The organism is Erythrobacter sp. 'gip.4 top 5', assembly GCF_056495765.1.
In genome coordinates this window covers 705001-722882 of the sequence record NZ_CP200270.1, presented here as the reverse complement: position 1 = coordinate 722882, position 17882 = coordinate 705001, and the positions used below count along the sequence as shown (strand labels likewise).

Genomic DNA, 17882 nt, shown 5'->3' with positions numbered 1-17882 from the left:
GGACGCGCGCGTTTGCCGCCACCACAACAGAAAGGGGCGGGTTCCTGCAAAGGAACCCGCCCCTGATCTGTCGTTCGGGCCGAAGCCGCGAATGCCTTATGCCGGCAGAGCAGCCTTCGCCTGAGCGATCACGGCCTTGAAGGCGCCGCCTTCGTTCATGGCGAGATCGGCCATCGCCTTGCGGTCGAGCTCGATGCCGGCCAGCTTGATGCCGTGCATGAACTGCGAGTAGGTCAGGCCTTCCATGCGGACAGCAGCATTGATGCGCTGGATCCACAGACCACGGAAGGTGCGCTTTTTGATCTTGCGGTCACGGTACGCGTACTGGCCGGCCTTTTCGACCGCCTGACGCGCGACGCGGATGGTGTTCTTGCGGCGACCGCGATAGCCCTTGGCCTGTTCGAGAAGCCGCTTGTGTTTGGTGCGGGTGGTGACACCGCGTTTGATGCGAGGCATTTCAGTATATCCTTATTGTGAGACGGCGAGGCGCAAGGCCCTGCGCATCAATCCAGCCCGTAGGGCGCCCATTTCTTGATCGTCGGCGTATCGTGCGACGACAGAACCGAGGTGCCGCGGTTGGTGCGGATATACTTCGCATTGTGGCTCATCAAACGGTGACGCTTGCCAGCGACGCCGTGCTTGACCTTGCCGGTGGCGGTGAACTTGAAGCGTTTCTTCACACCGCTCTTGGTCTTCAGCTTGGGCATTTTCATCTCCTGATTGAGACACGTCGGAACCGGCCCTGGCAGCCCTTGTCGCCAGGCAGGCTGATTGATTCGTGTCAGTGAAGTACGCGCGGATAGGCGGGACGGCGCGAATTGGCAAGAGGATTGGCTTGCGTATGGAAGCCGGGTGTCCGCTTTTATGTGGCGAACGTTGTGCGTCAATATGAGCTGGATTGGGTGCAAAGGCGAATGACTGCTTTCCAAGCCCGATTTGTTGGTATCATGTGCGAAGCGCAGGCTCAGAATAGGGTCTCAACTCCCAGTCGATCCGGCATCCTCGCAGCGAATTTCTTGGCACAGCATCTTGAGCCGCCTCAGGCGTAATTACAGAGATGGGTAGCTCACGTTCACCTATCCAAGTCGTTTCCTTGAAAGTCTTGATATCTCTTGCGCCCGGCATCTGAAAGATCAATTTATCCTTCTGCAATTCAGCGACTGGCGCGAAGCCGTCTTTGTAGGAAGCTACTGCGGAACAGCCTCTCGCAGGATGGCACAACTGCAGAACATAGACATCATCAGATGGTACGCCGACCGAATACCGGCTTACCCTTGTCCAAAATTCAGGAGCGAGCTCCTCGCCCCCGCAGTGCTGGACTGTCGCGGCAATACCTGCTGCGCTATCGTTACCGCTGCACCCAATCAAGCAGAGCGCGCCAACAAGACTAAGCCATTTCTTCATTGCAAAACTATCGCATTGACAAGGAACGGCGGCAACAAGATCGCTTCCCAACGCGCATTTCTAGCAAACGACCGGCCGAAAGCTGCGGCCCCCTATCCCATCGCATCGAGCACATCTTCTAGTCGCGCCGGATCGCCCAGCGCGATCACGGTGCCATCGGACCCAGCATCCAGCGGATTGCCCTGCCAGTCCGCCATAATGCCGCCTGCGCCTTCAAGCACCGGAACCAGCGCGGCGTAATCATACAGCTTCAGACCTGCCTCGATCACCACATCAACATGACCGCTCGCCACAAGCCCGTAATTGTAGCAGTCTCCTCCGAAAACGATCTTCTTTTCCGCCACCTGTTTGGCCACCGCCATGAACGCGTCGGCCTCTTCATTGGTGAACAGATGCGGGCTGGTGGTGGCGAGCACCGCATCGCCCAGGTCTTTGAGCGGGCGCGCCTGTGCAGGCTTGCCATTGAACAGCGTTGGCTGGCCAATGCGCCCGACCCAGCGTTCGCCCGCAATCGGTTGGTCGATGACCCCCAGCACCGGCCAGCCATCCTGCAACAAAGCGATCAGCGTACCGAAGATCGGCCGCCCCGCGATAAAGCTTGTGGTGCCGTCGATCGGATCGAGCACCCATAGACGGCCTGCGCCTTCGTTGCGGGTGCCGTACTCCTCGCCGATGATGCCATCGCGCGGGAATTCGGCCTCGATCAGGCGGCGCATCGCGGCTTCGGCGGCGCGGTCGGCTTCGGTGACGAAGCTGTGGTCGGATTTTTTCTCTTCACTCCACTGGCCTCGGAACAACGGACGGATCGCCGCGCCAGCGAGATCGGCAAGGCGCATGGCGAGAGCGAAGTCTTTATCGGTCATGCGATTTCCCAATAATCGAAGGCTTGCTTCTGTCGAGCCTCGGTGTAGCGGCGCGCCTGCGGCCCCACCCATTCCTGCGGCAGATCGTCGTAAATGCCCGAGCGAGTCACGAACCAGCCCTGTCCCGGCAACCCATCCGATTGGCGCACCACCAACACGGCAAGGCCGGGCTCGCCACAAGCGCGCCCATCTTCATCAATTCGGTCCAGAACCTTGCACAGCTGCCGCATCAGTGGGCGGGTGAATGCGTGGCCCAGGATGCCCAGCAGGACAGAATATGTATAGGGTGCACGGGCACGGGCCGCTGCGATTAGCAGGCCGCGCACTTGCGCCGGATCAAACATCAGTCGAACAGCGAACTGACCGAGCTTTCGTCTGCAATCCGCCGGATCGCCTCGCCCACCAGCGGCGCGATCGGCAGCACTCGGATGATGTTCGATGCCTCGGCAGCTTCGGTCGGCCGGATCGAATCGGTGATCACCAGCTCTTTCAGGCTTGATCCGTTGATCCGCGCCACCGCACCGCCGGACAGGACGCCGTGCGTGATGTAGGCCGCGACCGATTTTGCCCCGCCTTCCAGCAATGCCTCAGCCGCGTTGCACAAGGTTCCACCGGAATCGATGATGTCATCAATGAGGATGCAGTGCCGCCCTTCGACATCGCCGATAATGTTCATCACTTCGGACTCGCCCGGCCGGTCGCGGCGCTTGTCGACGATGGCCAGCGGCGCGTTATCCAGGCGCTTGGCCAGCGATCGGGCGCGCACCACACCGCCGACGTCGGGCGAGACAACCATCAGATTCTGGTCGCCGTAACGCGTCTGAATATCTGCCGCCATGACGGGCGCGGCATAGAGATTGTCGGTCGGGATATCGAAGAAGCCCTGAATCTGGCCAGCGTGCAGATCCACCGCCAGCATCCGATCAGCCCCTGCCTCGGTGATCAGGTTTGCCACCAGCTTGGCCGAAATCGGCGTGCGCGGGCCGGGTTTACGGTCCTGCCGGGCATAGCCGAAATAGGGCACCACCGCCGTGATCCGCTTGGCCGAGGCGCGGCGCAGCGCATCAATGCAGATCAGCAATTCCATCAGGTTATCGTTGGCCGGAAAATTGGTCGGCTGGACGACGAACACGTCCTCCCCGCGTACGTTCTCGTGGATTTCCACGAAGACTTCCTCGTCCGAGAAGCGCCGCACGCTGGCATCGGTAAGGGGGATTTCCAGATAGGCCGCAATGGCCCGAGCCAGCGGCAAGTTCGAATTGCCGGACATGATCTTCATGATGCGCGAATCCCCGCAAAAGCCGTGACGCCCCCGCCTAGCGCCGCGTCATGGAATTGCAACGCAGCGCAGGCGCGTTCTCGTTAGCAACGGCGATATGTCTTACCGCTATTCGATCGGGCGACGCGTATCGAGCAGGTCTTCCTCACCGGTGCCGCGTTCCTGACTGACGAGGTGTTCAATCGTGCGATCACGCAGTGCATGATCGTCAACCGGCAGCGCGGCAGACGCAGCTGTTTCAGTCCGGACAGGCTTGGGCGCGCCCGCCTTGGGCAATTTGGCGAAGTCTTCCACGCGGATGCGATAGATTGGTTCAGGCAATTCATAGCCCGCTTCCTCGAGCGCGGATTTCGCCGACTGAATCGCAAGGCTTCGGCCCTTTAGGAACTCGGTCGCTTCCTGATCGACCCACGCAAAGAAACGCAGAACGATGCTGGAGTCCCCCACCGCCTGGATGATCGCATGACTGGCCGGATCGCTCAGCACGAACGGCAGCGCCCGGATCGCTTCGAGGCCGACACGCATCGCTGCCAGCGGATCGTCGGCTGAATCCACCCCAAGATCGAACTCAAAGCGGCGCTGCGGATTGCGGGTGAAGTTGAGGATAATGGCTTTGAACACCGTGGAGTTGGGGATCCGCAGATGGTTGCCATCCAGCGTCATCAGCACCGTAGCACGCGATGTCAGGCGAATGACATGGCCCTCTGATGTGTCGATGATGACATGATCATTGGCTCTGAAAGGCTGCCTCAGGCTCAGCATCAGGCTCGAGACATAGTTGTCGACTGTATCGCGCACGGCAAATCCCAGCGCGATGCCGATGATCCCGGCGCTACCGAGCACCAAACCTAAAAGCGCGGTAGCGTCAAGGATCTGCAAGGCGATGATAAGCCCAGCAATAATCGCCAAGACGCGGATCGCGCCCGCCACCAGCTCGGCCAAAAATCCGTTGGGCGTCACCCACGTCCACAATCGGCGCTGACCCGCGACAAGGTATCCGACTGCAATGATCAGCAGGGCCGCCAGTACCGCAACACCAAACAGCGGCAACCCTCTGACCAGCCCGCGCATATCATCGGATAGCGATGCGAGCGCAGGCGAAAGGTTGCTATCCACTTCCAGTGATCGTTCGATGCTGTTCTCAACCGTAACGACCCCGGCGATACGCTGCGCGATCGCCAAGGCTTTTTCACGGTCTGCCTGATTGTTCACCGTACCGGAAAGGCGAACCACGCCCGATTGCACCGCAACTTCAACCCCGGTGAGCCCGTCAACCTGCGAAAAAATCTGCCTAAGCCCCGCTTTGATGGCGCGATCCGTCTGTTCGGTTAGCGCAGCGACATCGATTGTATCGGCCACCGACGCCTCGGCGTTTTCGGCCGCAGCAGAGCCAGTAGGATCAGTAAGCGTTTGAGCGTGTGAGGTTCCGGCGCAGCACAACGAAAATATCGCCACAAGTGCAGGCAGCATTTTGCGGCTAGTGATGATCGCTCTTACCTTTTGGCCATAGAACCGCCCACAACGCTCGGTTCGGGCGGGCCGATTGGTTAAGTGAAACCGACGCAGCATGTTCCAATCTGCGCGCAGCCAGCCACCCAACCCATCACGCTTCGAGTTCGATGTCCCAATACAGCCAGTCACGCCATGTTTCGTGCAGGTAATTGGGCGGAAATTGCTTGCCGTGCTGTTGTAATTGCCAGCTTGTCGGACGAATCGGGGCCTGGTGTACGGGCATCGCCGCTTGCTTGGGCGTGCGGCCGCCCTTCTTCATGTTGCAGGGCGCGCAGGCCGTGATAATGTTTTCCCACGTGGTGCGCCCGCCCAATCGGCGCGGGGTGACGTGATCGAAGGTCAGATGCTCCATGCTGCCGCAATACTGACATTGGAAGCGGTCACGCAGAAAGACGTTGAAGCGAGTAAAGGCGGGAAACTCGCTGTGCTTCACATATTGCCTGAGAGCGATAACACTTGGAATTTTCATGTCAAAATTAGGCGAATGAACTTCGCGGTCATAGCTCGCCACGATGTCGACGCGATCAAGAAACACTGCCTTGATCGCGGTCTGCCACGGCCACAGGCTTAGCGGATAATAGGACAAAGGCGTGTAGTCGGCGTTGAGCACAAGCGCCGGGCAAGCCGACAGGTTGCGCGTCGGGTCCTCATCGATCCCGCGAAAACGGGCCGCTCTTTCGATCAGTTCGGCTTTAAGCACGGTGAGCATTACTCCCTGATTGCTTCTATTCTGACGTGGCAAATCAAAGAGTCAAACCCGTGACAGGATGGCTATCCACAGGGTCAGGCTGGTGCCCCCCTGTGGAAAGGCTGTGGCCAAGTCTGGGGCCAAGTCTGGGGATGACGCAAGAAGACGCCGTGTGTCATAAACAGCGCGATGGCCAAGAACGTTCCTCTCACGACCCGTTTTGCTCCGAGTCCCAATGGACGACTGCATCTTGGCCATGCGTTCAGCGCCATCATCGCACATGATCTGGCCCAAAAAAATGGGGGGCGGTTCCTTCTGCGGATCGAAGATATCGACGGGCCACGCTCCCGCCCGGACTTGGCCGACGAGTTCCGCCGCGATCTGGAATGGCTCGGGCTGGAGTGGCACGAGGTGCCCGCGCAATCGACCCGGATCGAAGACTACGCCGCCACTGTCGAAAAGTTGAAGGCGTCCGGGCTGCTTTATCCGTGCACCTGCACCCGCACGGACATCGCGGCCACGGGTGCGGCGCAAGGGTTGGAAGGCTTGATCTATCCGGGTACCTGCAAGCCGGGTGCCTCCATGCATCGTATGCCTGACCTCGCGAACCCGGCCGCATGGCGGCTGGATGCGGCGGGGGCATTGGCGGTGACCGGGCCGCTCATCTGGCACGACAATGTAGCAGGGCCGCAGGCGGTCGATCTGGCCGGGCTCGGCGATGTAGTGCTGGTGCGTAAGAACTTGCCGGGAAGCTACCACTTGGCGGTGACCCTCGACGATGCAGAAGACGGCGTGACATTGGTGACGCGCGGCGCCGATTTGTTTGCGGCAAGCCACATACACCGCACGCTGCAAGCCTTGCTCGGCCTTCCCGTCCCGCGCTGGCATCATCACCGGTTGCTGAATGACATAAACGGGGAAAAACTCGCCAAACGGCGCGGGTCGCCAGCCTTGGCAGAGCGGCGGGAGGCGGGTGAAGACGGGCTCATGCTTGCCGCACAACTGCGCTTGCAACATTTACGACTTGGAACCTAAGGGCCGTGCGTCCATTGGAAACAGTATGAACTATTTTTTGATCATCGTATTGCTCGTTTTGATGGGTCTTGTCGCCTTTTCACTGGTCAAGGGGATTGTGGCGTTCCTCAAAACCACCAAGATTGATCTTGAAACCGGCGAAGGCTCGACGGCCACCGATATGCAGCTTGCCCAGAACAAGGCAATGTTTGCGCGCATCAAGTATCAGGCGCTAGCGATTGCTGTTGTGTTCGTGATTGGAATTTTTGCTGCCAACGGCGGGAACTGACCCGCGAGACGCTGCGGAAAACCTGCAATGGTGAAGCTCAACAAAATCTACACCCGCACCGGGGATGATGGCACGACAGGCCTTGTCGATGGCTCGCGCTGTTCCAAAAATGCTGCCCGCATCATGGCGATGGGCGTAGTGGATGAAGCCAACAGTGCGATCGGGTTGGCCGCTGTCCTGATGTCCGGCTCTCCAGGCGCCGAGATTACCCGTGTCCAGAATGATTTGTTCGATCTTGGCGCTGATCTGGCGACACCGGGAGGTGATTTCGCGCCGTCAGAAATGGTGCTGCGGATGGTCCCGTCGCAAGCGGAATGGCTGGAACAACGCATTGATGCCTGCAACGAAAAACTTCAGCCGCTTACCAGCTTCATCTTGCCGGGAGGCACCGAACTTGCCGCGCGCCTGCACGTCGCGCGCGCAACGACTCGCGCGGCGGAACGTGCAATGGTTGCGCTTGCCGCCGAAGTGCCGGTCAATCCGGCCGCACTGGCTTATATCAACCGATTGTCAGACTACCTGTTCGTACTTGCCCGTGTGGTCAATGATAATGGCAAGCGCGATGTGAAGTGGGTTCCGGGCGCTAACCGCTAGTCAGGCGACGGCTTCGCGGCTAGGGCGGCGGGATTGCTGCACTTGCGAAGGATTAGACCATGCGCACCATCGCCGTCATCGGAGCCGGACAAATGGGCACCGGCATTGCCCAAACTGTTGCAGCCAATGGCATGGCCGTGATGTTGGCCGATGTTGATCTGGCCCGCGCACAAGCTGGGAAGGCGGCAGTAGAAAAGGCGCTCGTCAAGCTAATGGGACGCGGCAAGATCGAGGCTGCCGATGCCGAGGCGCTGCTCGCGCGCATCACTCCCGTCGCCGATTACACCCCCTTTGCCGAAGCCGATCTCATCATCGAAGCCGCGACCGAGCGCGAAGAGATCAAGAACGCGATTTTTGATGCAGCCGGCAAGGTGTTGCGCGCGGACGCGATCCTTTCGTCCAACACATCCTCGATCCCGATCACGCGGATGGCCAACCATTCCCCCGATCCGGCGCGCTTCATCGGGTTGCACTTCTTCAACCCGGTGCCGGTCATGGGCCTCATCGAAGTGATCCCCGGTCTGGCCACGGCGCAAGATACCACCGACCGGGTCACGGCCTTTGCACAAGGGCTCGGCAAGGAAGTGGTGCTGAGCCAGGACGAACCCGGTTTCGTCGTCAACCGCATCCTGCTGCCGATGATCAATGAAGCAGTCTTCGTGCTGGGCCAGTCCACTGCGGGGATCGCGGATATCGACAAGGGCTGCCGCCTAGGTCTCAATCACCCGATGGGCCCGCTGCAACTGGCCGATTTTGTCGGTCTGGACACCTGCCTCGACATCATCAATGTGCTCTACAGGACCACGCGCGACAGCAAGTATCGCCCGGCGCCGCTGTTGGTAAAATATGTCGAAGCGGGCTGGTTAGGCCGCAAGTCAGGCCGCGGCTTTTACGATTACACAGGTGAGGCGCCAGTTCCGACCCGCTAGGATCTTACTTGATTTCGATCACCAATTCGCGGTCGGAAATATACGGCGCCGGCTTCGGCGGAAGCTGGTTGTCAGATGGCCCGACTATGGCACCGGGTGATAACGGCGCATTGGCCGGATCATAGCCTCCAGGGTTGGGGGCCGGCGCCGGATTTGGAATCGCGGCGGGCGTGCTACCAGTGCTGTATGTACCAAAGACGCTGGGTTCCTGGCCCCATCCCGCATCGGCGTTGCTGGGCCTGTCACCGACGCTTTGCCCGCCGGCAAATGCCTGCGCTGTATCGGCGAACTTGGCACGTTCGGCGCCCAGAATATCAGCGGCCTTGACGACCACGCCGCTGTCTTCCGGCGTGCCAACCATTACCACGGCGCCAAACAGGGTCATCCCCGCAAAAGCGAGCGCGGCTTTGCTGTTCTGTAAAACGGTCTTGAACATGGCGCGAGCCTAACGGAACCGCAGTTAAAACTTCGTGCAAAGCGGTTTGGCGTATCGCGCAGCCGGACTGTCGTCGCCGATGAAACATATCTCGGTTGGCTGCCTTTGTTCTTGGCAAGGAGAACATTCATGTCCGATCGCAATATCCCCGCACCCAGCCCTTCCGAAGGGATGGCCCCTGAAATACATAACGCCGAACAAGATAAGCGCGGCGAACAGGCGCAGGATGTAGCCGTTGATGCGCGCAAGGAAGAAAATGTCACCGCTGGCGGAACAGAAAGCCGCAAAGCCCCCTCGCCTGGCGTTGATAATGTCGCTGGCCATGAAACCGATCTGATCGACGTGATGCGCAAGATGGAAAATACCGGCATGATCGACAATTCGGCTTTTTCAGGCGAACCCGACCACGACGACGAACCCCAAATCTACCGTGACAGCGGCATCGAAGCCGGCGTGATTCCTGACGATGCCGACCCCGATCAATTGCGGGGAACCAAACAGCCCTGACGAAGTGCCGTCAGGAGCGTGTCCGCTCACCGACGCGACTGGGAAAACGCGCGTTTCCATTCATAGAGCAGATCGAGCGCCTCACGCGGCGTGAGAGCATCGAGATCGGTCGACCGCAGAGTTTCGGCCAATTTCTGTTCCGGCGTGTCCTTTGCCGGTTCCGCAGCGACTGCGGCAAATAACGGCAGATCGCCGAGCCCTGTCGCAATGCCGCCGGTCTCCTTCCGCGTTGCCTCGAGCTTTTCGAGCACGGCCTTGGCACGGGCTACCACTGATGCCGGCACACCCGCCAACCGCGCAACTGCGAGCCCATAGGATCGGTCCGCCGGGCCCTCGGCTAGCTCATGCAGCAAGACCAGATGGCCCTGCCATTCGCGCGCACGGACATGGTGCAGCGAGAGTGCCTCGCACGTTTCCGCCAGGCGTGAGAGCTCATGATAATGCGTTGCGAACAGACACCGGCAGGCGATCTTTGAATGCACCGCCTCAGCCACGGCCCAGGCGAGCGCAAGTCCATCATAGGTCGATGTCCCGCGGCCGACTTCATCAAGGATCACAAAACTGCGCTTGGTGGCTTGCGCCAGAATAGCGGCGGTTTCGACCATTTCGACCATGAAAGTCGATTGCCCGCGCGCAAGGTTATCCGCTGCGCCCACGCGGCTGAACAATCGGTCAACAAGCCCGATATGCGCAGACGACGCCGGCACAAAGCAACCCGCCTGTGCCAACAGCACGATCAGCGCATTTTGACGCAGGAAAGTCGATTTGCCTCCCATATTCGGCCCGCCGATGAGCCAAAGTCGGTCATCGGCGGCAAGGCGGCAATCATTGGCCACGAACCGATCGCCTGCCTTGGCTAACGCAGCCTCGACCACCGGGTGCCGTCCGCCGGTAATGGCAAGGGCGCTATCCTCGGTCATCACCGGGCGGCACCAGTCGGCTTCGCTCGCGCGCTCTGCATTGCCGACAGCGACGTCGAGCCGGGCAAGAGCGGCAGCGGTCGACGCAATGGCTTCACGCGCAGCCGCCACAGCAGCCACAAGTTCTCCGAAATGCGCCTCTTCTGCGGCAAGCGCATGGCCACCTGCCTCTGCAATGCGCGCAGCCTCGGCGTGCAGCTTCACGGAATTGAACCGCACAGCGTCCTTCATGGTCTGGCGATGCGTGAAGCCGCTATCGGGTGCCAGCAGCCGATCAGCATGACGTGCAGCGACCTCTATGAAGTAGCCTAGCACGCCGTTATGCCGGATCTTGAGTGTCGCAATGCCGGTCTCATCGCGATAGCGCGCCTCCATCGCGGCAATCGCACGGCGCGCATCGCCGGATGTCGCGCGCAGTTCGTCAAGCGCGGCGTCGTACCCGTCAGAAACATAGCCCCCGCCTGATCGCTCGGTGGGCGGCGAGGGTACCAGCGCGCGCGCTAGCCAATCGGTGAGCGCGCCGTGGCCGGTGAGGCGAGCGAGCGTCTCATCCAGCAGAGCAGGCCGGTCAGGCGCGCCGGCCAGCCAGTGGTGAAGCCGCATTGCCCCTGCCAGCCCATCACGCAGCTGCCCAAGATCGCGGGGGGATCCCCGGCCCGCTGCCACTCGGCCCAGTGCACGGCCCAGATCGGGGATGGCGCGCAAAGCTTCACGCAGCCGCGCCCGCTCAATTGGGCGGTCACGCCAGAACTGCACCAACGCCAGCCGTGACTCAATCTGCATGGCATTCATCAAGGGCGCAGACAGGTCTTCAGCCAGCAACCGCGAGCCTGCACCCGTAACGCAGCGGTCCACCGCGCCGATCAGACTGCCTGCCCGGCCACCAAGGGTGCTTTCGAGAATTTCGAGGCTGGCGCGGGTCGCCGCGTCCATCGCCATTCCGGCCTCGCCCAACCGCACCACCGGGGGTAACAACAGCGGCAGCTTGCCGCGACCGGCGTGCTCGAGATAGGCAATCAGGCCCGCCGCCGCACTCAACATGGCGCGGGAGAATGCGCCGAATGCATCAAGGGTCGCGACGGAGTGCACCACCTTGAGCCGTTCGGCTCCTGAATCGCTGGCGAAGGTGCTGCGCGGGCGGCGGATCACGTCGCCGGAGGGGTCAAAATCCTTGCGGTCCCAATCTTCCGGCACGACCACTTCACTGGGTGAAAGGCGCGCAAGCGCGGCGCCCAATTGATCGGCTGCACATTCCTCCAGCACCATTGCGCCAGTGGACACATCGCAGGCAGCGATCCCAATGGACCCGCGCAATTCTACCAGTGCCGCCAGCACATTGGCACGGCGCGGTTCGAGCAAGGCTTCCTCGGTCAGCGTCCCTGCCGTCACCAACCGCACAATGGCACGGCCGACCAGCGCCTTGGATGATGGCGTGCCTTCGCGCTTGGCCCGCGCCTTGGCCTCGTCCGGCGTTTCCACCTGTTCGGCAATCGCCACCCGGCAGCCGGCCTTGATCAGGCGCGCCAGATAGCCTTCGGATGAATGCACCGGAACTCCGCACATCGGGATCGGCGCGCCTTGATGCTCGCCCCGGGTTGTCAGCGCAATGTCGAGAATTTGCGCCGCTGTACGCGCATCATCAAAGAACAATTCGAAGAAATCGCCCATGCGGTAAAACATCAGCGCATCGCCCGCCTCTTCGCGAAGCGCGAGGTATTGCGCCATCATCGGCGTAAGCTTGCCGGGGGACTGGGGTTCAGAGGGCGCTGGCATCGCCAAAGCCTTGCCCCATCACCTGCGATTCGGAAATGTCCGGTGGGCAGCCTTTCCCCCGGCCTGCGCCATTTCCGGCCTATCGCATTGCGCCGCGCAAGGCTAAGCGGAGCACGATTTACCGGACGAACAAGCAGAGGAATCTGGCACATGACAGAAGAGAACAAGGGCGGCTTCACCGCACGTGAGGCGCTGTTCTATCATGAGACCATTCGCCCCGGTAAGCTGGAAATCGTAGCGACCAAGCCGATGACGTCGCAGCGCGACTTGAGCCTCGCCTATTCGCCGGGCGTCGCCGTGCCAGTGGAAGCCATTGCAGCCGACCCGTCACTGGCCGCGCGCTACACCGCCAAGGCCAACCTTGTTGCGGTGATTTCCAACGGCACCGCCATTCTTGGTCTCGGCAATCTGGGCGCGCTTGCGTCCAAGCCGGTGATGGAAGGCAAGGCGGTGCTGTTCAAGCGGTTCGCCGACGTCGATTCCATCGATATCGAGCTCGACACGGAAGACCCCGAGGCCTTCATCAACGCGGTTGCGCTGATGGAGCCGACCTTTGGCGGCATCAACCTCGAAGACATCAAGGCGCCCGAATGCTTCATAATCGAAGCCGCCCTGCGTGAACGCATGAAGATCCCCGTGATGCATGATGACCAGCATGGCACGGCCATCATTACGGCGGCTGGCCTGCTCAACGCCTGCCACATCACAGGCCGCGATTTTCGTGACGTGAAGGTGGTCGTCAACGGTGCGGGCGCGGCGGCGATTGCTTGCACCGCGCTGATCAAAGCGATGGGCGTGCGGCATGAAAACGTGATTTTGTGTGATCGCTCCGGCCCGATTACGCCTGGCCGCGAAGGCGTGGACCAATGGAAAAGCGCCCACGCGGTCGCCACCACCGCGACCAATCTGGAAGAGGCACTGACCGGGGCCGACATTTTCCTCGGCCTTTCGGCAGCAGGCGCCTTGAAGCCGGAATGGATCACGCGAATGGCGGACAGGCCGATCATCTTTGCGATGGCCAATCCTGTGCCTGAAATCATGCCGGACGCAGCCAAGGCTGTTCGCCCAGATGCGATCATTGCCACCGGACGCAGCGATTTTCCCAACCAAGTCAACAATGTGCTGGGCTTCCCCTTCATCTTCCGCGGCGCACTGGATGTTCAGGCGACCACGATCAATGAAGAAATGAAGGTCGCGGCGGCCAAGGCCATCGCGGAACTTGCCCGCCAGCAAGTGCCGGAAGAGGTGGCCGCCGCCTATGGCAAGAACCACAAGTTCGGTACGGATTACATTATTCCCGCCCCGTTCGATCCGCGTCTGATCGAAGTCGTCTCCTCCGCTGTCGCCAAGGCGGCGATGGATTCGGGCGTGGCCCGTGCACGCATCGAAGATTTTGATGCCTACCGCGTCCAATTGCGATCACGCCTCAATCCCACCACTTCTGTGCTGTCGGGCGTCTATGAAGTCGCCAAGGCGAACCCCAAGCGGATGGTGTTTGCCGAAGCGGAAGAAGAAGTGGTGCTGCGCGCCGCGATCCAGTTCCGCGATTTCGGCTACGGCACACCTATTCTTGTCGGCCGCACAAAGGCTGTGCTGGACAAGTTGCACCAACTTTCAGTGAGCGATCCGAGCAGCTTCGAAATCCAGAACTCCGCCGATAGCGAACACGTACCTGCGATGGTCGATTATTTGTACAATCGACTGCAGCGGCGCGGCTACACCGAACGCGATGTGCGCCGCATGGTCAATCAGGAACGCAACGTCTTTGCGGCATTGCTGGTTGCGCTGGGACATGGTGACGGGATGATTACCGGCATGACTCGCACCTTTGCGCAAACCGTGCGTGAAGTGAACCTGGTGTTCGATCACAAGGAAGGCGCGCTGCCGTTCGGCATCCACATGATGATCGGCAAAAATCACACCACGTTTCTGGCTGATACCACGATCAACGAACGCCCCAACGCGGTGGAACTTGCGCATATCGCCAAGGAAACTGCCGCTGTCGCCCGGCGCATGGGTCATGAGCCACGGGTCGCATTCCTCAGCTATTCGACCTTTGGCAATCCATCAGGCCAGTGGCTTGGTGCAATCCGTGAGGCGGTCGCGATTCTGGATCGGGAAGAGCCCGGATTTGAATATGAGGGCGAAATGGCTCCTGATGCAGCGCTCAACCCCAAGGTGATGGCGCTTTACCCCTTCAGCCGTTTGTCGGGGCCTGCGAATGTTCTGATCATGCCAGGGCTGCAATCAGCCAATCTTTCAGCCAAGTTGCTGCGAGAGCTCGGCAGCAATGCCACTATCGGTCCGATGATGATCGGGGTGGAAAAGCCGGTCCAGATCGTGCCGATGACAGCGAGCGTCCCCGATGTGTTGACGCTGGCGGTGCTGGCGAGTGCCGGGGTGGTCGGCTAAGTGACAAAAAGCCCGGCCGATGAGGCCGGGCTTCTTTTGCTTTTAAGCTTCGGCGGCGGCTGGATTGACTTCGCCCGACGCGATTGTGGTCATGTGGCGATCACCACCGCGCGTTTCTTCCAGACAATTGGCAAGTACGCCGGCATCCTCCGTGAGGCCCAAGCGTGTGGCGAAGGCACGGGCCGTTCCATAACCGGATATGCCGTAATGCGTCATGCGTTGGTATTGCGCGATGATCGAGGCATCGCGAACGTCCCCATCGGCGAAATCGGCTTCAATCCCATGCGCGCGCGCTTCGGCTGCCAAACCTTCCATGCCCTTGCAATGCTCACCGCGCGGATTGGCCTTGTGATTTTCAATGAGAGTTTTGAGATCACTCATCCCCTGCTCAATACCATCGGCGCCAGCGTCCAACGCTTTGCGCAAATCACTGGAATGGGATGCGTCCTTGAGTTCGCGAGTGACCTTCAGCGCCTGGCGGTTTGCGCTGTAAAGATCCTGCAGCTGGTCAACATAAAGGTCTTTGAGCGTGGTAATAGTCATCGCGGTAATCTCCGGTTTGATTGTTGTTACAGACAATGACCAAAACCAGCGGCACTATGTTCCGAACGTCTCACCGGGATAGGGCAAGATGCGGCGCGGGTGGGGCAAGACGAGGCGCGGTGATGGCACAGCGCATCGTCAGGGCGATTGAATGGCGCAACGACGCATTGGCAACCCAGCCAAGCCATGCAATCATTTGCTCGCTATAGAGTGTGCCCGAAACGTAGACCAACGGGCCGCAAGTCAGGGGAACACGATGATTGGAAAGCACCTTCGCGCCGCACTGACTGCATGTCTGGGCCTGCTGCTGACGCTGGCAGCTCCGCTTGCCGCACAGCAAGGCACGACCGAAGTCGTATTCACCAATGTCCGGATCTTCGATGGCACCTCGGATGCGTTGTCAGCGCCGACCACCGTCGTGGTGCGTGGCAATCTGATTGTGGCGATCGGGGCCGATGCGAAGCCAGCCTCGGCCAATGCGACAGTGATAAACGGGCGCGGACAGACGCTGATGCCGGGCATGATCGACAACCACGTCCACACTATGTTCAACAGCCTTTCTCCGGCGCAGATGGCGTCGCCCGACATGAGCCTTGAAAAGGTGATGCAGTTGTCCGCCGCGCAATCACAAGCGATGCTTTTGCGTGGCTTCACCTCGGTTCGCGATGTCGGCGGGCCTTCATTTCAGCTCAAGAGGCTTGTTGATAGCGGCAAGGTGTTGGGCCCGCGCATCTGGCCATCGGGGCCGATGATCTCGCAAACCTCAGGTCATGCCGATCTGCGCGGACCCGACGAACCTTCGCGTCGCTTTTCGGGCACAATGTCAAAGGCTGAGCAAATCTGGGCAAGCGTAATCGCTGATGGGCGGGCCGAGGTCCTCACCGCCGTGCGCGAGAATCTGCGGATGGGGGCCAGCCAGATCAAGATCGCGGCCGGTGGAGGCACAAGTTCAGAATATGATCCGCTCGATGTTACGCAATACACGCTTGATGAGATGAAGGCGGCGGTTGACGCAGCCTCGGACTGGAACACCTATGTCACCGTCCATGCCTACCACCCCAAATCCGTGCGCCGCGCGATTGAGGCTGGCGTGAAGGTGATCGAACACGGCAATCTCTTGGACGAAGACACACTCAAATTGATGGCGGACAAGGGCATTTGGCTATCAGGCCAGATGCTGGTCGATTCGACCGATGCGATGGACCCCAAGCGGCGCGAAAAACGCAAACCGGTGATCGAAGGGCAACGGCAGGTTTGGCCGATGGCCAAGCGGCTGGGCGTCAAGCTCGCCTGGGGCACGGACTTCTTGTTCGAGCCTGATCTCAACGCCCAGCAGAACGCCTATATTCTTCGGCTGAAGCCCTATTTCACGGCTGCTGAATTGCTCAAGCTGGTGACATCGGGCAACGCCGAATTGTTGGCCCTGTCCGGCCCGCGAACACCCTACGAAGGTCGGCTTGGCGTGGTCGAACCAGGGGCGCTTGCAGATCTCATTCTGGTGCGCGGCGATCCACTGGCCGATATTGACCTGATCGGTGATCCCGAGCGTAATTTCACCGTTATCATGAAGGATGGGATAATGGTGAAGGGCCCTGAGCAGTAAGCGGAAGGCCCTTCGGGCTTTCGAAGACCCGCCTTATTACGATGCGTGTCGGTGCGTAATGGCCCGATAGGAACATCAACCGGGACGAATACGCAAAGTCTGGAACCCCGGCGCCATTCCCAAACGGCGTGTCGAATGACCGGTTTTACCGTAAGCCAACACGATTTTTGTCAGTTTCAGGAGAGCGGTTAGTCAAGATTTTTATCCCGCAGCCCAAAACACGGGCTGTGCCCAAGGCGAAAGCGTGTTCGCGGCAGAAGGCGGAAACCGCAAAAGCGCCACGTTTGCGAAATCTGTTTTTACGTCCCACAAGCGTTACCATCATCGTCTGCTATTGACTGGCAGCGCAACCCAAGAGGCAGGCGCAAAGGTATCGTGACGATATAGGCATCATGGTCGGACAGGCGTCTTCCGGCGTCGTCACCATCAAACCAAGCCTCGATCCTCATCGGACGCAGCGCAATGCGAATACCATCATCGTAAATCTGGAGGCCCTGGGTAAGCGGTGTTTTCAGCCCACGTGAGCGTGCGGCAGGAGCTCTTCGATGCGCGATGCGGGATGACCATTGGCGAGGCTGGTTAGCGTTGCGGTCAGCCAGGTGTGCGGGTTGATGCCGGTGAGTTTGCAGTTTTCGATCAGCGTGGCGATCACCGCCCAGTTGTCGCCGCCCTCGTCGGAGCCGGCGAACAGCGCGTTCTTGCGGTTGAGAGCCAGCGGGCGGATGGCGCGCTCGACGACGTTGTTGTCGAGATCGATGCGGCCATCGTCGAGGAAGCGTGTCAGCCCATCCCAGCGTTTGAGGGCGTAGCTGATCGCTTCGCCGAGCTTCGCCTTGGCGCTGACCTGCCGACCGCGTGCTTCGAGGAACCTGTGCAGGTCGTCGATGATCGGACGGCTGCGCTGATCGCGGACGTCGCGACGTTCGTCAGCAGGTAGCCCGCGGATATCGTCTTCGATGGCGTAGAGGGAAGCAATGTGGCGCAGCACGTCGGCGGCCACGGGCGAGCTCTCGGCCAGCTCATAGAACTTGCGGCGCACGTGCGCCCAGCAGAAGGCGAGGCGGATCTGTTGATGACGCCGGGCAAGCGCGGTGTAGGCGCCATAGCCATCGACCT

19 protein-coding genes (1 of these 19 running past the window's edge) are annotated in these 17882 nt (G+C 60.4%); 7 read left to right on the top strand and 12 right to left on the bottom strand.

Going from position 1 to position 17882, the window contains the following annotated elements; genetic code table 11:
- Positions 1-96 precede the first annotated feature (96 nt).
- The 8 genes from rplT to ACRANW_RS03450 form a co-directional block, all read right to left on the bottom strand.
- Entirely contained in the window at positions 97-456 is a 360-nt protein-coding gene (gene rplT, locus ACRANW_RS03485) for a 50S ribosomal protein L20 (protein WP_479433161.1), read from the bottom strand.
- A 47-nt stretch (positions 457-503) separates the two neighbouring features.
- The gene (gene rpmI, locus ACRANW_RS03480; RefSeq protein ID WP_479433160.1) at positions 504-707 is read right to left on the bottom strand and encodes a 50S ribosomal protein L35; all 204 of its coding nucleotides are present in this window, start codon (positions 705-707) and stop codon (positions 504-506) included.
- Positions 708-945: 238 nt separating this feature from the next.
- On the bottom strand, positions 946-1404 hold the full coding sequence (locus ACRANW_RS03475; RefSeq protein ID WP_479433159.1) for a hypothetical protein: 459 nt from the start codon (positions 1402-1404) through the stop codon (positions 946-948).
- Positions 1405-1496: 92 nt separating this feature from the next.
- On the bottom strand, positions 1497-2267 hold the full coding sequence (gene hisN, locus ACRANW_RS03470; protein WP_479433158.1) for a histidinol-phosphatase: 771 nt from the start codon (positions 2265-2267) through the stop codon (positions 1497-1499).
- Complete coding sequence (locus tag ACRANW_RS03465; protein ID WP_479433157.1) at positions 2264-2611, bottom strand: ribose-phosphate pyrophosphokinase; 348 nt, start codon at positions 2609-2611, stop codon at positions 2264-2266. The genes hisN and ACRANW_RS03465 overlap by 4 nt, the downstream gene beginning before the upstream one ends.
- Complete coding sequence (locus ACRANW_RS03460; RefSeq protein WP_479433156.1) at positions 2611-3546, bottom strand: ribose-phosphate pyrophosphokinase; 936 nt, start codon at positions 3544-3546, stop codon at positions 2611-2613. The genes ACRANW_RS03465 and ACRANW_RS03460 overlap by 1 nt, the downstream gene beginning before the upstream one ends.
- A gap of 108 nt (positions 3547-3654) precedes the next feature.
- Entirely contained in the window at positions 3655-4905 is a 1251-nt protein-coding gene (locus tag ACRANW_RS03455; protein ID WP_479433155.1) for a mechanosensitive ion channel family protein, read from the bottom strand.
- Between the two features lie 244 nt (positions 4906-5149).
- A complete protein-coding gene (locus ACRANW_RS03450) occupies positions 5150-5758 on the bottom strand; it encodes an HNH endonuclease (protein WP_479433857.1) in 609 nt (202 codons plus the stop codon).
- Positions 5759-5935: 177 nt separating this feature from the next.
- Between ACRANW_RS03450 and gluQRS the strand changes: the two genes are divergently transcribed.
- The 4 genes from gluQRS to ACRANW_RS03430 are packed head-to-tail and all read left to right on the top strand — an operon-like array spanning position 5936 to position 8572.
- Positions 5936-6781: a tRNA glutamyl-Q(34) synthetase GluQRS gene (gluQRS, locus tag ACRANW_RS03445; RefSeq protein ID WP_479433154.1), complete on the top strand. Its 846-nt coding sequence runs from the start codon at positions 5936-5938 to the stop codon at positions 6779-6781.
- A 25-nt stretch (positions 6782-6806) separates the two neighbouring features.
- Complete coding sequence (locus tag ACRANW_RS03440; RefSeq protein WP_479433153.1) at positions 6807-7049, top strand: hypothetical protein; 243 nt, start codon at positions 6807-6809, stop codon at positions 7047-7049.
- Positions 7050-7076: 27 nt separating this feature from the next.
- A complete protein-coding gene (locus ACRANW_RS03435; RefSeq protein ID WP_479433152.1) occupies positions 7077-7643 on the top strand; it encodes a cob(I)yrinic acid a,c-diamide adenosyltransferase in 567 nt (188 codons plus the stop codon).
- Between the two features lie 59 nt (positions 7644-7702).
- On the top strand, positions 7703-8572 hold the full coding sequence (locus ACRANW_RS03430; protein ID WP_479433151.1) for a 3-hydroxyacyl-CoA dehydrogenase NAD-binding domain-containing protein: 870 nt from the start codon (positions 7703-7705) through the stop codon (positions 8570-8572).
- A gap of 4 nt (positions 8573-8576) precedes the next feature.
- On the opposite strand, the gene ACRANW_RS03425 is transcribed toward ACRANW_RS03430, so the two are convergent.
- Positions 8577-9008, bottom strand: coding sequence for a hypothetical protein (locus tag ACRANW_RS03425; RefSeq protein ID WP_479433150.1), 432 nt, complete (start codon positions 9006-9008; stop codon positions 8577-8579).
- A gap of 129 nt (positions 9009-9137) precedes the next feature.
- Here ACRANW_RS03425 and ACRANW_RS03420 point away from each other — a divergent pair, with 129 nt between their 5' ends.
- On the top strand, positions 9138-9515 hold the full coding sequence (locus ACRANW_RS03420; RefSeq protein WP_479433149.1) for a hypothetical protein: 378 nt from the start codon (positions 9138-9140) through the stop codon (positions 9513-9515).
- A gap of 26 nt (positions 9516-9541) precedes the next feature.
- Here ACRANW_RS03420 and mutS read toward each other — a convergent pair whose 3' ends face one another.
- Positions 9542-12208: a DNA mismatch repair protein MutS gene (mutS, locus tag ACRANW_RS03415; RefSeq protein ID WP_479433148.1), complete on the bottom strand. Its 2667-nt coding sequence runs from the start codon at positions 12206-12208 to the stop codon at positions 9542-9544.
- 150 nt (positions 12209-12358) lie between these two features.
- Between mutS and ACRANW_RS03410 the strand changes: the two genes are divergently transcribed.
- Positions 12359-14620: an NADP-dependent malic enzyme gene (locus tag ACRANW_RS03410; RefSeq protein WP_479433147.1), complete on the top strand. Its 2262-nt coding sequence runs from the start codon at positions 12359-12361 to the stop codon at positions 14618-14620.
- A gap of 42 nt (positions 14621-14662) precedes the next feature.
- Here ACRANW_RS03410 and ACRANW_RS03405 read toward each other — a convergent pair whose 3' ends face one another.
- Positions 14663-15163, bottom strand: coding sequence for a YciE/YciF ferroxidase family protein (locus ACRANW_RS03405; protein ID WP_479433146.1), 501 nt, complete (start codon positions 15161-15163; stop codon positions 14663-14665).
- Between the two features lie 256 nt (positions 15164-15419).
- Here ACRANW_RS03405 and ACRANW_RS03400 point away from each other — a divergent pair, with 256 nt between their 5' ends.
- Positions 15420-16766 carry a metal-dependent hydrolase family protein gene (locus ACRANW_RS03400; protein WP_479433145.1) on the top strand — a complete coding sequence of 449 codons (1347 nt, stop codon included), beginning with the start codon at positions 15420-15422 and terminating at the stop codon, positions 16764-16766.
- Positions 16767-17277: 511 nt separating this feature from the next.
- Here ACRANW_RS03400 and tnpC read toward each other — a convergent pair.
- Positions 17278-17882, bottom strand: partial view of an IS66 family transposase gene (gene tnpC, locus ACRANW_RS03395; protein ID WP_479431270.1) — the 3' portion only. The gene runs 934 nt beyond the window's last position; only the last 605 of its 1539 coding nucleotides appear in the window; the start codon falls outside the window, past its right edge; it ends in the stop codon at positions 17278-17280.